This is a genomic window from Lysinibacillus sp. KU-BSD001 (assembly GCF_042920265.1).
GTDB lineage: Bacteria > Bacillota > Bacilli > Bacillales_A > Planococcaceae > Lysinibacillus_B.
This window is the reverse complement of the sequence record NZ_JBDQZI010000001.1, coordinates 421,115-435,761: the sequence shown is the minus strand read 5'-3', so window position 1 is coordinate 435,761 and position 14,647 is coordinate 421,115. Positions and strand designations below refer to the sequence as shown.

Here is a 14,647-nt window from a genome sequence, read left to right as displayed (position 1 = left end):
CTTTAACCCTTATCCATTATACCAAAGAAAGCGTAGACGCCTTCTTCGGTTTTTGAAGGATTTATGAACGTTTCCACTAACTGTTTAGTGTAAATCTACATGCCCTGTTTCAGCTAGTACACGTAACCATTTCACCTCTTGCTTTGTCAGTGGACGGTATTCCCCTGGCTTTAAATCACCTAATGTTAAAAAGGCGAATTGCTCACGTTTTAATTTCACAACTGGCGTACCAATCGCTTCGAACATACGGCGTACTTGACGATTACGACCTTCATGGATAGTAATTTCACAGATTGCCTTGCCCGCTTTTTCGTCAAATGAAGTCATGCTTACTTTCGCAGGAGCTGTTTTCCCATCTTCTAGCTTAATGCCACGCTGTAATTTTTTTAACCCTTCAATCGTCGGTACACCTTTGACACGTGCAATGTACGTTTTATCGATTTTGAATTTAGGATGTGTTAACTGATATGAAAACTCTCCATCATTTGTTAATAATAACAAGCCTGTCGTATCATAATCTAAACGTCCAACTGGGAAAACGCGCTCTGGTACGCGTTTTTTCAAAATATCCACGACCGTTTTACGTCCTTTATCGTCCGTTACCGCAGAAATATAGCCTTTTGGTTTATAAAGTAGGAAGTATACTTTATCTTCTTTTTCAAGCTTTACACCTTCTACTTCAATTGTGTCTGAATTGGAAACTTTTGTTCCAAGCTCACGCACAACCTTGCCATTTACTTTAACCTTCCCTTCTGTAATTAATTGTTCTGCTTTACGACGAGACGCAATACCTGCGTACGCAATGACTTTTTGTAGTCTTTCCATAAGTTCACCTCATTGATTTTTACGCCACACGTTAGACGTGGGACTAGACTAATTTGTTCCCTCTAATCTGTTGAAAATTATGTCACATTTTGACGGAAACATAAAGAGAAATAGCTTTCACCATTCATTTACCAAAATTTAGGTTCATCATCCAAAGTCGGGCTTGCTCTATATACATTGCACACTCCACTCCGAGCGGATGCTTTCCGCGGGCATGGCTTCAGTCTCCTCGTCGTTCGTCCCTCACTGCTCCTGTCGCGCACGCTTAGGCGCAAATAAATTGCCTGCGGGGCCTTCAGCTCGGGGCAACATGATGTTGCTCACAAAGGCGTTGCCACAGGATGTGGCGACTTTAGCCTTTGCTCACTTGCCCCGCTGGAGTCACCGCTCTCCGTTCCGTTTGCTACCTACTTCTACATCAATTGTTTGCTATAAAAATGATTTTGCTATAGGTAGAACACAGATTATGATGAAGAAGTATTCATTTTTGCCATAGCGTACTATTGTCATTGAAGCCAAGCTTTACTTCACAACGGAAACGTGCTGTGGTGAAGTGTAAAGGTTACAATGCTTATTCCATTTAATACTTTTTACTATTTTTATATTTTTTGTTCATTATGAATTGATGAAATAAAGTGTTTGTTGATTGGAGTGGAGGCTGGGCGAGTGCATCTGACGGCTACGCCTTTCGATGCAGAAATAATCTGTTCCCTTCAGTGTGGAACAGATTATTTTCCTGGGGGGATTAGAGTCCTAGATGAGCCCCTGGACTGAGCGTAGCGAGGGAAGCGGCTCATCGGACGCCCCCCGGAAAGCGTCCAGCTGCTCCTGACGCTCCGCTTTCGTCGCAAATGAATTTGGAACGGAAATCAACCCCAAGTTACGGTAATGAGCCAAAATTTCACTAAAGAAAAAGACAAAGCCCAAAACCGACTTTGCCTTCCTTTATCTATTTTTGTATAGGTTAAACTTAAACATTCAGTAAGTTTACTTCATTGTTGTTTTAATAACTGTCGTTCCGTTATCCCTTGTCTTCTTTAATCGACACTCTTGTTGAAAACAGGATGTCATTGTTTAATTTAACGTGCCATATCGCTCTTTTATAGTCACGCTGGGCGATCAGCATATGCTCAATATGGCCGCGTTCTTGTGCGGTAAGTAACAGTGTAATGGGTTTTTCGATTGTAATGGTCGCATTCGGAATAAGATATTCCCCTTTTTCTACAAGTGTATACGATTCATAACGTTGATCAATCGCATCAGCGATAAATTTATGCGTTTCCCAATCGTTTGATTCGTTGATCGTCACAACGACAAACGCTTTGTCACCACGTTCAAAATAGGTAGCTAGTGTACGACCTGCTACTTTCGTATAACCTGTTTTCCCTGCTACCGCACCGACGTTTTGCGATAATAGTTTATGCTTATTTTGCCACGTCGTTTTACTGCCTTTATATATAACCGTTGAGGCAATTTTGCGGAACGTCTCATTTTTCATAGCGATTTGTAGCATCCTCGCCGTATCAGCAGCTGTCGCCAAATGTTCCTCATGGTGGAGCCCTGATGGATTTGTAAACACCGTGCCACTTAAACCATGTAATACCGCTTTATCATTCATCAGCTTCACAAAGCCTTCTACAGAACCACCAACATGTTCAGCAATGGCTGTCGCTGCATCATTCCCTGAACGTAGCATTAAACCGTACAGTAATTCTTCTAACGGGATTTGTTGCCCCTCTTCTAAATAAATCGAGGACCCTTCGCTATAAACGGCTCGCTTGGACACCGTGACCATATCCTCTAAATGTCCTTCTTCAATGGCCACAAGGGCTGTCCACATTTTTGTCAAACTCGCAATGGGGTACCGCTCATTTTCTGCTTCTCCCATTAGCACGCGTCCCGTTTCCGCATCCACTACGGCATAACTAGACGCTGCTTCTACACTGACTGGCACAAACAACAAGAATAAAACAAACAAAAGTTTTTTCAACTTACCGCTCCTTATTTTATTCGTTAAATGCTTCTTGGAATTTCGTCATAAATAAATCCGTCGTTTCCTCTTCTTCTGATTCCTCCGTCGGTAGAGGGGGTAGCTCAGAAATATTTTTTAAGCCAAAGTAGTTTAAAAACTCCTTTGTCGTACCGTAAAGAATAGCCCGTCCTGTTCCTTCCGCACGCCCTACTTCTTGCACGAGTGCTTTTGATACGAGCGTTTGAATGGGACGTTCACTCTTCACTCCACGTAAATCTTCCACTTCTGCACGTGTAATTGGCTGCTTATATGCTATAATCGCAAGTACTTCCAGAGAGGCTGATGTTAACACTTGACTCGTCGGATTTTCCACAAGTTTTTGAAGTGTTTCCGCAACCGACTGCTTTGTCGTCAATTGGTATGTACCTGCAAGTTGTTTAATCGTAATCCCATGCTCTTCTGCTTCATTATATTTCGTCTCAAGCTCACTTAGTCCTGCTTCAATATCCATCACCCCTACTTCTAAATATTGTGCAAGTTGGCGCGCTGTTATACCATCATCTCCCGCAACAAATAATAACGCTTCAATTCTACTCATCAAGTTCTTCGAGTCCATCGCCAATTTCCTCCTTTTGTAGTAATACGGTTAGTTCTTCGAAATTATTGGATTGCTCTACAAAAACGACTTGGCGTTTCATCAATTCAAGTAATGACAAAAACGTGACGATTAATGTTTGTTTATCCTCATACGGGAATAATTGTGTAAATGTCATACGCCCACCGCTGACCTTCAACCGATTCACGACTGCAAACATATGATCCTTAATAGAAATTTCTTGTCTCGCTACACGCGTGGTTAATGGTTTTTTTAATTGCTTACGACGTAGTAGTTTTTGAAACGCTGATAACATGTCATACACATTGACATCTGTTTCAAATAGTATAGATGATTCAGTCGGAGTGTATTCTGAAAGATCTGCTGGTGGACGAGTATACACTTGTGCACGTTGTTCTTCTAATGTTTGTAAGGTAGACGCTGCTTCCTTATACTTTTTATACTCGATTAAGCGTGATACAAGCTCTTCACGAGGGTCAGGACCATCTTCTATAAAGTCAGTCTCTTCGATTTCCCCTTCATGAATGGGTAGCAACATACGACTTTTAATCGCAAGTAACGTCGCGGCCATCACTAAGTATTCACTTGCTTCATTTAATTCTAATTCCTGCATAGCATGTATATGTTCAATGTATTGTGCTGTGAGCTCAGCCATTGGGATATCGTATATATCAATTTCCAATCGGTGAATTAAATGTAATAATAAATCGAGTGGACCTGTAAATGCTTCTAGTTTTACTTCATAGCTCATCTGTATGCCACCTGTCATTTTCATTAAAAATACAATTCACGCACAAATAGCGCGAGTTGTAAGCGTATCTTCGTGGATTTCCTTGAAAGCTTTTACTTTCGAATCCACTAAAATAGCTCATCAATAGTATAGAGGAAAGGTGATTCATTTGCCATATATGCACCCACTGTTTGTTGATTATTGTACATATTTTAACGGTAATCACGATTATTTTGAATGTCATGAAGTATTAGAAGAATATTGGAAAGACATTGCTCCTGGCGATAAAGAACATGTACTCGTTGGACTTGTCCAATTGGCAACGGGCATGTATCACTGGCGCCGTCATAACTTGAACGGTGCGACAAAAATTTTACGAAAAGCGCAAAAAAATTTACTAACAAATAAAGCATCAACCTTCTTGCACCCGTTCCACTTTCCATTATTAGAAGAACGAATCTCACAATCTATTTCACAAATTGAACAAGAACAGCCTTTTCAATCTTTTACACTTCCATTGATCGATGAAGCGTTTGAACGAATGATTGCAGAAAAGATCGCGACATTGACGAAGGAAGATACGCATTTTCTTCTTCATAAGCATATGCTACGTGACCGCTCCGACATACTTGAAGCGCGTGCACAAAAAATAACCGAAAAAAGAAAAGAAGCTGAGTGCTAATTACACTCAGCTTCTTTTATGATTGGTATGCATTTTTGTAAAAAAGGTGCTGTTTCTTCATTCGGCTGAATATGCGTAAACATTTCTAAATCGTAAAGTTCTTGTAGCATACCAAGTGCTACACCTTCCCCACGATACGATGGAATCACCGTAATATGTTGAATTGTTGCAACTGTTTCTTCAGCTAAAACCCCAACAATCCCCACATATTCTTCATCCTTTTTCCATAAATAAAGCATCCAATGATCTAATTGTTCATACTGCTGAATTGTTTCCATTAGGCGCTTGACATCTTTTTCTTGAGGCATAAAAGATAGTAACCCCATTGCGATTTTCTCTAGCGCCTTTTTATACCGTACTAGCATTGTCACATTCCCTCAATTCTACCATTGCACATCCTACCAAAACCGCTTCTGAAATGCAATAACACAATTTCCCAAGACAAGTCTGTAGTGTTGATTACAATATAAAGGCCTATTCCCCGTTAAACATTGCAATTAATGGACTAATGACGTAGATGAATAAAAGTGCCCAAGCTAAAACCCCAAATAACAATCCAAGACCCCACTTAGCCTGTTTCGATATTTTCAAAGATTACTCACCCTTTTTTAAAACTAACGGGAGATCATTTACAACGATGTCATCATAGCTTTCGCGCTTGATAGCTAATTGATGCTCACCTGCTTCTACAAATACAACGGCCGGGCGTGGTACACGATTGTAATTTGACGCCATGGAATATCCGTATGCACCTGTGCAGAACATCGCTAAAACATCACCAGATTCAGCTTTTTGTAGTGCTGCATCAATCATCAACTTATCACCAGATTCACAAAGCTTTCCTGCAACTGTATACGTTGCATCCTTCGCTTGATCAGCCTTATTTGCGATGATTGCTTCATATTTCGCATCGTACAACGCAGGACGAATATTATCACTCATTCCTCCATCAACAGCGATATACTCACGCACACCTGGCACTGTTTTGTGTGAACCAACTGTATAAAGTGATGTACCTGCATCCCCTACAAGCGAACGACCTGGCTCAATCCAAATCTCCGGCATCGTTAATTTTACCGCTTCTGCTTCCGCTTGTACAGATTTAATCATCTCTTCTACGTACACATGCGGCTCAAGTGGCTTATCTTCTTCTGTATAGCGAATACCAAAACCACCGCCAAGATTAAGTACTGAGCACTCGAAGCCATGTTCCTGTTTCCAAGTACCCATTTTATTCATTACTTTACTAGCGGCTAATGCAAAGCCATCTGTTTCAAAAATTTGCGATCCAATATGGCAATGTAACCCTAGTAAGTTTAAGTATGCATGGTCTTTTACTTGCGCAAAAGCTTCATCCGTCTGTCCATTATTTAAATCAAAACCAAACTTTGAATCCGCTTGACCTGTCGTGATGAAATCATGTGTATGCGCTTCTACTCCTGGTGTTACACGAAGTAAAATATTCATTTTTTGTTGTTTTGCTTCAGCCATTTCTTTTAATACAGCAATTTCATAAAAGTTATCCACAACGATGCAACCGATTTTTGTGTCAAACGCCATTTCTAGCTCCGCCACCGACTTATTATTGCCATGGAAATGAATGCGTTCTGCCGGGAACCCTGCTTTAATCGCGGTATATAACTCGCCACCAGACACAACATCCAACGAAAGATTTTCTTGCGCTGCTAATTGATACGCAGCCACACACGCAAACGCTTTCGATGCATACGCTACTTGTGCTGTTACACCTAATTTTTCAAACGTATTTTTAAAGCCACGTGCACGCTCGCGAATTAACGCCGTATCATACACAAATAGTGGTGTACCATACTGTTTTGCTAACTCAACTGTATCGACACCACCAATTGTTAAATGACCGTTTTCAATTTGCTGTGTTCCATGTAAATGCATTGCGCTCTCTCCTCTGCTACTTGAAAAAAAGCATTCGCTAATTTTCATAAAAGTCTCAAAATATTATATGAGAACTTTAACATAGCAAAGGACGGACTGCAACGTATGTTTATGCATTTTTCCACTTTTTACGAATAAAAATACGCATTCAAACTATATTTATTCACCCGCGTTTACGATTTTTAGCCCCAACAATATACGGTCTAAGCGCTTCATCAGCCATCGGGAACCTGATCATGATACGTTTAAACGCATTTGGGAAAAATGGTACTACCGGCCATAAATATGGAATATTCATCGGGCGTAAAGTGCATAAATACACAAAAATTAGAAAACTCATAATAAAGAACCCATTCGCAGCAAATAAAGCCGTAGCAGCAAGTAAAATTTGTCGGAATACCTTCACCGAAATACTTAACTCATAATGAGGAATGGCGAATGTAAATACCGCTGCAATAGAGCTATATAAAATAGCTTCTGGTGAAAACAGTCCCACATTAATCGCAATATCCCCAATCATAATCCCAGCAATTAATCCCATTGCTGTCGATAACGGTGTCGGCGTATGAATGGCGGCAATCCTTAAAAATTCAATCCCTATATCCACGAGAACGAGCTGTAAATAAAGCGGAACCTCTGACGCTTCCTTTACACCAATAAACGCTATTTTCTCCGGTAAATTTTCCGTATTGGTCGCTAGTAAATACCAAAGCGGTATTAAGAATAAGCTAAAAAGGGCGGCAAAATAACGGAGTCCACGCATCACCGTTCCAATTAATGGCGCTTGACGATACTCCTCTGCATGCATCAATAAATGAAACATTGATACCGGCAGTAAAATAACAGATGGTGAAGTATCGACAATAATCGCAATATGCCCTTCTAATAAATGGGCTGCTACGATGTCTGGTCGCTCTGAATACCTGACAAACGGAACGGGGTGAAATTTTTGCTTGAACATCCATTCCTCTAACGATTTATCTGCCATTGTCAGCCCATCGTGATGAATTTGTTCAAGACGTTTTTTCACCCATTCCAAGTGCTCTTTATTTGCGATATCTTCCATATAACAGATGGCGACGTCTGTTTCCCCTAATGTAGACACTTTTTGCATTTCAAGTCGTAGTTTAGGACTACGAATACGTCGTCTCACAAGTGCTGCATTGATAATAATATTTTCAGCAAACCCATCACGCGCTCCACGAATAACGCGCTCATTCGCAGGTTCTTCCGGATTCCGACCAGGGTAGTTCCTAAATTCAGTAATAAAACAATAACCGCTTTTTGTAATGAATCCAACTTGCCCGCTTAATACCCCCGTAATAAAGGCATCTCTTTCTTCCATTGGCGTCATGCCTTGAAAGTTGAAATGATCATAAAAATATTCATTTTCATCTTTTGCTTCACGCAAATGCGCTGTTCCTTCATGCTGCAAATGCGTTAACAAGTTCGCGACACTATCATTGTTGACTAGTCCACTCACGTACACGATTAACGCAGCTAAATCGCGAATATGCACTCGTTGAATCACAATATCAAACGTCTTGCCTTTTCCTAATATATCTTCGCAATATTGACGTCCATCTTCTAAAGAAGTAAATAACTTATTGCTCATTTATACACCGTCTTTTTTGTAGTCGCCTCCATCCAAACTTTGAGCTGAGCCAATATTTTCTTCTCGAGGCGCGATACTTGTACTTGGGATATTCCTAAACGCTCAGCAATTTCCGTCTGCGTTAAATCTACAAAATAACGCAAATAAATGATGGATTGTTCACGCTTTCCTAAGCGTTTTAGCACCTCCTTCAACGGAATATAATCGAATGGCAACTGTGATTTCTCGTCTCGCATTTGATCCATTAATGTAACAGAATCACCGTCATTTTCATACAACTGTTCGTGAAGAGAAGCTGGATCACGCATCGCATCCGTTGCCATAATAATGTCATCAACCGACACTTGTAGTATGTCCGCTAATTCTGCCATTGATGGCGGTTTTTCATTTGTTTTCATATAATTTTCTGTTGCATGACGAATTTTAAAATTGAGCTCACGAATGGAACGGCTCACTTTTACCATGCCGTCATCTCGTAAAAAACGCTGAATTTCGCCAATGATCATTGGCACTGCATACGTTGAAAATTTCACTTCATATTTCAAGTCAAATTTATCAACCGATTTCATAAGACCTATACAACCAATCTGAAATAAATCATCCAATTCAATCCCACGAGAAGAAAAGCGTTGCACGATGGACCAAACAAGCCGTGTATTGCCTTCAATCATTTTTTTACGTGCCTCGTCGTCTCCTGCCTGTGCCCGCGCAATTAACTCTCGCATTTCCTCCTGTGTTAATAATGTTTCTGACGGCTGTTCGATTGTCTTCATCCCCCTATTTCGTCACATCGCAACCGCCTGCACGGGCGAAAATTTTTTTGTAAACGTAATCGTTGTCCCATGGCCTACATGCGACTCAATATCAAGCTCATCCGAGAAGCTTTCCATAATGGTAAAGCCCATACCCGAACGCTCCTCATGCCCTTTTGTCGTAAATAATGGCTCCCTCGCTGACGCAATATCAGGAATACCACGTCCTTCATCTTTAATCGATACAGTTAACATATCTCCGTCTAATACGGCATGCACTGTTACAACACCATCTGCCCCGTCATAGCCATGAATAATCGCATTGGACACCGCCTCCGATACAATCGTTTTACATTCTGCTAATTCATCGATTGTTGGGTCAATTTGTGCGATAAAACTTGTAATCGCCAGTCGCGCTAAACTTTCATTTTCACTTTTCGCTAAAAATGAAAGTGTCATTTCGTTATCCATTCACAATCCCCCTTGCTTGTGAAATTGCCATATCTTCTCCTCCATGCATCATATAAGCTGCTAATCCCGAAAAACGGAAAATTTTCTCCATAGTTGGCGACGGATTTAAAATAATAGTGCGCCCATTCACGGCGTGTAATTCACGCATGCGCCCTAAAATTAAACCAACGCCCGCACTATCCATAAACTGTAAATATTCTAAATTCCAAATAAGTGTTTTTAAGTTTCCTTGTAAAATGGTCATTGAAATTTGCGAACGCACTTTTTCTACTTCATGATGATCAAGCTCTCCATACAATTTAATGACTGCTACTTCGTTTGGATACATTGTGATTTTACATTTCATCGCTTCTCCTCCTTCGCCCCATATAACTTCTAGAGCAAGGGTAAATATCCTTTCCATACGACAAAACTAGTGTTCATTCTGCGAAAGTAGTGCTTAATAGACAAAGGGTGTACGTTCAGTATAGGAATTATATGCATTTTTTAAACGCCAAAACTGATACTTCTCTAGACAAAAATGCTACCCTTCGACAAGTGTGCTGGCCGTACACAGAAAGAGGAGCGGAGTGGGCGCTTTCTCAACAATCTTTACCTCCCTTTAAATTGCCTACACAACAAAAAAGCAAGGTCCCTATAGACCTTGCTAGTTGATTGCTTCTACATAGTTTATTTTTATTTCTGACGGTTCTCCAATAGAAAGTTTTGTACATTCTCTAAAGGCAAAGTGTTTGCACCCTAAACATTGTTCATACTGAATATGTCGAATCGCCTCTTCAATCGCATCCCCTGTATTATAGAAGAAATGGTCTTTTCCGATTTTCTTGGCCAGCCCATTCGCATCTAAAATAGCCTGCAGTGTTGGATGTACCCCTGTCATAAATAGCGTTCCGCCCGATGTTTGAAAGCTTCGCACAACATTTCGGAAATATTCTTCTCCGGTCGTATCAATAAACGGCACTTTTCGCATCCGTAAAATGAGCACTTTTGGCTTAGGGTGAAGCGATGACAAAATAGCACGTTCAAACGTTTGTGCCGCCCCAAAAAAGAGCGGCCCCTCAATTGTATAAATACTAATTTGCGGACAATCATGCGTATCGGTTACAACATGGGGCACTACTTTCCCTTGCTTTGTATTGTGATCAGGAAGTACTTTTGTCACAACTAAAATATCACTCATCCGTTTTGCAAATAACACCATGGCAATCCCTAAGCCAATCTCCACAGCTAGCGTTAAACTTGTCAACACCGTTAATAAAAACGTAGTTACAAGTACAAGTGAGTCCCCTGATTTTAACTTTAAAATATGAGCAAAATGATGGCGTTCACTCATATTCCACGCAACAACCATTAATACAGGTGCAAGACTTGCTAATGGAATATGTACCGCATAGGGTGCCAGTACAAGCAGTGTTAATAATACAAATACGCCGTGAATGACACCTGACATAGGCGACGTTGCCCCTGAACGAATATTCGTCGCTGTTCGGGCAATGGCGCCAGTTGCAGGAATCCCGCCAAAAAACGGTGTTACCATATTGGCAATCCCTTGTCCAATCAACTCACGATTACTATTGTGTTTGCTATTCGTCATACCGTCTGCCACAACAGCCGAAAGAAGTGACTCAATCCCACCTAGCATCGCTATGACAAACGCTGGTCCAAGCAATACATAAATGCGGTCCCATGTCATTTCAGGTATATGGAACTCCGGTAATGTATTCGGAATCGCTCCGTATGTTGAACCAATTGTAGCGACTTGTCCATTAAAGAACAGCGCTGTCACCACCGCCGACACAATGATGCCGACTAACGCACCTGGCATTTTCGGTGCTACTTTTGGCGTTACTAAAATAAGCGCTAAACTAAGTCCCGCTATGAAAATACTTTTTAGCTGAAACGCATCTAGATGAGTAGCAATCTCTTTTACATTTGCTAAAAAATACTCATGCTGCTCAAGACCGGTTAATCCAAGAAAATTGCCTATTTGACCGGTAAAAATAATGACGGCGATCCCTGCAGTAAACCCTACCGTCACAGGGCGCGGAATAAATTTAATGAGCGATCCTAATTTGAATACCCCCATTAATACAAGCATAATCCCGGCCATCAATCCGGCAATTAATAAATTTTCATACCCATACACGAGTACGATACCAAGTAAGATAGGAACGAATGCGCCAGTAGGGCCACCAATCTGATATTTCGAGCCACCTAGTAACGAAATTAAAATACCCGCAATAATGGCTGTATAAATTCCGTACTCTGGCTTCACGCCTGAAGCAATCGCGAAAGACATGGCGAGCGGTACTGCGACAATCCCTACAATCGTACCTGATAATACATCCTTTTTAAAATGATTGAAAGAATATCCTTCAAATCGTCCTGACCAAAAACCCATGCAATCCCTTCTTTTAAATTATTTACAAACTTTCTGCATTTTCGATAGAATTCAATTCATATTATACCATATTTGTTGCAACGAAAAGAAGAGGTCATGTATAAAAATATACTTGACCTCTTCGCTTATACAATTATTGAATAGTAAATGCAGAAACTGCTTTTTCTTTCATTTCGTCTGTTACAGGAATGTTGGCATAAACAACGGCTAATGTGTCGCCTGTTTGTACCGTGTCGCCTTGCTTTGCGACAATTTTAATGCCTGCATCAAAATCAAGCTTTGACTCTTTTGTTAAACGACCCGCACCTAACATGACAGATAGTTCGCCAATCGCTAGTGCATCCACACTTGCGATTGTTCCAGCAGCATTCGCCGTCATTTCTACTGTGTATGCTGTTGCATTTGTTTTGAGATCTGCTACCTGTCCGCCTTGTGCTTGCACAAACTCTAAAAATTTGTCCCGCGCTTGGCCATTCGCCATAACTGCCTTTACTTTTTCCATCGCGACTTCTTTTGTGCAGTCCGTTGCCAGCATATACATCAGTGAAGCTACTTCCACACAATCATCGATTAAGTCAGCATGTGTATTCGCTACATTTCCACTTAACACATCTAGCGCCTCGACAACCTCTACTTTATTGCCAATATAGCGACCAAGCGGATTGTTCATATCGCTTAGTGTATACACCACTTTACGACCAAATCGTCGCCCGATTTCACACATTTTCTCAGCCAGTACTTTCGCATCTTCCTGTGTCTTCATAAATGCGCCGTTCCCGTATTTCACATCTAACACGATGCCGTCAGAGCCACTCGCAATTTTTTTACTAATAATCGAAGAAGCGATTAAAGGAATCGAATCGACCGTACCTGTGACATCACGTAATGCATATAATTTTTTATCTGCTGGACATAAATTTCCTGTTTGACCCGCAACCGCAATATGATGCTTTTTCACATTTTCAATGAAATCTTGTTGGCTTAATTCTACGTTAAACCCTTTAATGGACTCTAGCTTATCGACTGTACCGCCTGTAATCCCTAAACCGCGTCCACTAAATTTCGCCACCGGAATATTCAAAGCTGCGAGTATTGGGGCTACGATTAATGTTACTTTATCGCCCACGCCCCCTGTCGAATGCTTATCTACTTTGAAGCCTTCAATCTCCGATAAATGAATGACATCGCCAGAGTTGACCATTGCTTCTGTTAAATAAAACATTTCTTCATCGTCCATACCGTTTAAACGAATGGCCATCAGCAATGAGGAGATTTGATAATCAGGGATTTCTTCTTTTGTATAACCGCTCACAAAAAATTGAATTTCTTCTTTTGTTAATGGTTGTTGATGTTTCTTTTTTTCAATAATAGATAAAATATTCATCTTTCCCACTCCCCCGTCCATTTGTACTTATTTTAAGCTCGCTAAGAAACTCGTGCCGAATGCAGGTCGTTTTACGTTGAAGTTTTCCGCTACTGTTGCCGCGATATCCGCAAATGTTTGACGAAGTGGTAATGGTCCACCTGCTTCAAAACGTGGCGAATAAACAATTAATGGCACGTATTCACGTGTATGGTCCGTACCTGGGAATGTCGGGTCATTACCATGGTCTGCTGTAATAATTAATAGCTCATCCTCTGACATGGCTTCCATTACTTCTGGTAAACGACGGTCAAATTCTTCTAGCGCTTCCCCGTAACCGATTGGATCACGACGGTGACCAAAGCTTGCATCAAAATCCACTAAATTTAAAAAGCTTAACCCGTGGAAATCACGTCGTACAATTTCATTTAGTCGATCCATGCCATCTGTATTACTTTTCGTACGAACGGCTTCTGTTACGCCTTCACCGTTATAAATATCTGAAATTTTCCCAATGGCAATGACATCTAAACTTGCATCTTTTAATTCGTTCATCGTTGTGCGACCAAACGGCGATAATGCATAATCATGGCGATTTGGCGTACGTGTGAAATGCCCTACCTCACCGATGAAAGGACGCGCAATGACTCGCCCTACTAAATATTGAGGATCTAATGTGAGCTCACGTGCAATTTCGCAAATGTTATACAATTCTTCAAGTGGAATAACTTCTTCATGTGCCGCAATTTGCAGTACAGGGTCAGCTGATGTATAAACGATAATGGCACCCGTTTCCATATGCTCCTTACCGTAGTCATCGATTACCGCTGTTCCACTATACGGCTTATTGCAAAGCACTTTACGACCAGTCCGTTTTTCAAGCTCCTCGATTAATGATTGCGGGAAGCCTTCTGGGTATACTTTAAATGGCTTATCAATATTTAGCCCCATAATCTCCCAATGCCCTGTCATCGTATCTTTACCAACAGACGCTTCTTGCATCATCCCGTAGTACGCTTTTGGCGTATCTGTAGGGGCAATTCCTTTGATTTCACGAATATTCGCTAAGCCTAACGAAGACATATTCGGCATATGAAGTCCGTTCATTTTTTCTGCAATATGACCAAGTGTATCTGAGCCAACATCACCGAACTGGGCTGCATCTGGCGCTTCCCCGATGCCAACCGAATCCATGACGATTAAATGTATTTTTTTAAATGGTTTCATCTTTATATACGTCCTCCTCTTTACTACTAGTATATTTTATCAAAAATACAAAATAAATAAAGGTCAGACATCCGACACAGTG

General features: G+C 40.9%; 14 protein-coding genes. 1 reads left to right on the top strand and 13 read right to left on the bottom strand.

Features of this window, described 5'->3' with window-relative positions:
* Positions 1 to 84 precede the first annotated feature (84 nt).
* From AAGS61_RS02260 to AAGS61_RS02245, 4 genes are all read right to left on the bottom strand, one after another.
* Complete coding sequence (locus AAGS61_RS02260) at positions 85 to 825, bottom strand: pseudouridine synthase (RefSeq protein WP_391366837.1); 741 nt, start codon at positions 823 to 825, stop codon at positions 85 to 87.
* A gap of 1,021 nt (positions 826 to 1,846) precedes the next feature.
* Positions 1,847 to 2,815 (bottom strand): D-alanyl-D-alanine carboxypeptidase family protein, encoded by a 969-nt coding sequence (locus AAGS61_RS02255; protein ID WP_391366835.1) that lies wholly within the window; start codon positions 2,813 to 2,815, stop codon positions 1,847 to 1,849.
* A 16-nt stretch (positions 2,816 to 2,831) separates the two neighbouring features.
* Positions 2,832 to 3,413 carry an SMC-Scp complex subunit ScpB gene (gene scpB, locus AAGS61_RS02250; protein ID WP_391366833.1) on the bottom strand — a complete coding sequence of 194 codons (582 nt, stop codon included), beginning with the start codon at positions 3,411 to 3,413 and terminating at the stop codon, positions 2,832 to 2,834.
* Entirely contained in the window at positions 3,388 to 4,164 is a 777-nt protein-coding gene (locus tag AAGS61_RS02245) for a segregation/condensation protein A (protein ID WP_391366831.1), read from the bottom strand. Before AAGS61_RS02245 ends, scpB begins: the two co-directional genes overlap by 26 nt.
* 139 nt (positions 4,165 to 4,303) lie before the next feature.
* Between AAGS61_RS02245 and AAGS61_RS02240 the strand changes: the two genes are divergently transcribed.
* Entirely contained in the window at positions 4,304 to 4,825 is a 522-nt protein-coding gene (locus AAGS61_RS02240; protein ID WP_391366830.1) for a DUF309 domain-containing protein, read from the top strand.
* Here AAGS61_RS02240 and AAGS61_RS02235 read toward each other — a convergent pair.
* From AAGS61_RS02235 to deoB, 9 genes are all read right to left on the bottom strand, one after another.
* Positions 4,822 to 5,190, bottom strand: a complete 369-nt coding sequence (locus AAGS61_RS02235; protein ID WP_391366828.1) for a GNAT family N-acetyltransferase — start codon at positions 5,188 to 5,190, stop codon at positions 4,822 to 4,824. The genes AAGS61_RS02240 and AAGS61_RS02235 overlap by 4 nt on opposite strands.
* Positions 5,191 to 5,419: 229 nt before the next feature.
* Positions 5,420 to 6,736: a diaminopimelate decarboxylase gene (lysA, locus tag AAGS61_RS02230; protein ID WP_391366826.1), complete on the bottom strand. Its 1,317-nt coding sequence runs from the start codon at positions 6,734 to 6,736 to the stop codon at positions 5,420 to 5,422.
* 163 nt (positions 6,737 to 6,899) lie between these two features.
* On the bottom strand, positions 6,900 to 8,351 hold the full coding sequence (locus AAGS61_RS02225) for a spore germination protein (protein ID WP_391366824.1): 1,452 nt from the start codon (positions 8,349 to 8,351) through the stop codon (positions 6,900 to 6,902).
* Complete coding sequence (locus AAGS61_RS02220; protein ID WP_391366822.1) at positions 8,348 to 9,124, bottom strand: SigF/SigG family RNA polymerase sporulation sigma factor; 777 nt, start codon at positions 9,122 to 9,124, stop codon at positions 8,348 to 8,350. The genes AAGS61_RS02225 and AAGS61_RS02220 overlap by 4 nt, the downstream gene beginning before the upstream one ends.
* 12 nt (positions 9,125 to 9,136) lie before the next feature.
* Positions 9,137 to 9,574: an anti-sigma F factor gene (gene spoIIAB / locus AAGS61_RS02215; protein ID WP_391366820.1), complete on the bottom strand. Its 438-nt coding sequence runs from the start codon at positions 9,572 to 9,574 to the stop codon at positions 9,137 to 9,139.
* Positions 9,567 to 9,920 carry an STAS domain-containing protein gene (locus AAGS61_RS02210; protein WP_391366819.1) on the bottom strand — a complete coding sequence of 118 codons (354 nt, stop codon included), beginning with the start codon at positions 9,918 to 9,920 and terminating at the stop codon, positions 9,567 to 9,569. Before AAGS61_RS02210 ends, spoIIAB begins: the two co-directional genes overlap by 8 nt.
* A gap of 300 nt (positions 9,921 to 10,220) precedes the next feature.
* Positions 10,221 to 11,975 (bottom strand): SulP family inorganic anion transporter, encoded by a 1,755-nt coding sequence (locus tag AAGS61_RS02205; RefSeq protein ID WP_391366817.1) that lies wholly within the window; start codon positions 11,973 to 11,975, stop codon positions 10,221 to 10,223.
* Positions 11,976 to 12,108: 133 nt separating this feature from the next.
* Entirely contained in the window at positions 12,109 to 13,359 is a 1,251-nt protein-coding gene (locus tag AAGS61_RS02200; RefSeq protein WP_391366815.1) for a thymidine phosphorylase, read from the bottom strand.
* Between the two features lie 27 nt (positions 13,360 to 13,386).
* The gene (gene deoB / locus AAGS61_RS02195; protein ID WP_391366813.1) at positions 13,387 to 14,565 is read right to left on the bottom strand and encodes a phosphopentomutase; all 1,179 of its coding nucleotides are present in this window, start codon (positions 14,563 to 14,565) and stop codon (positions 13,387 to 13,389) included.
* Positions 14,566 to 14,647: the final 82 nt, after the last annotated feature.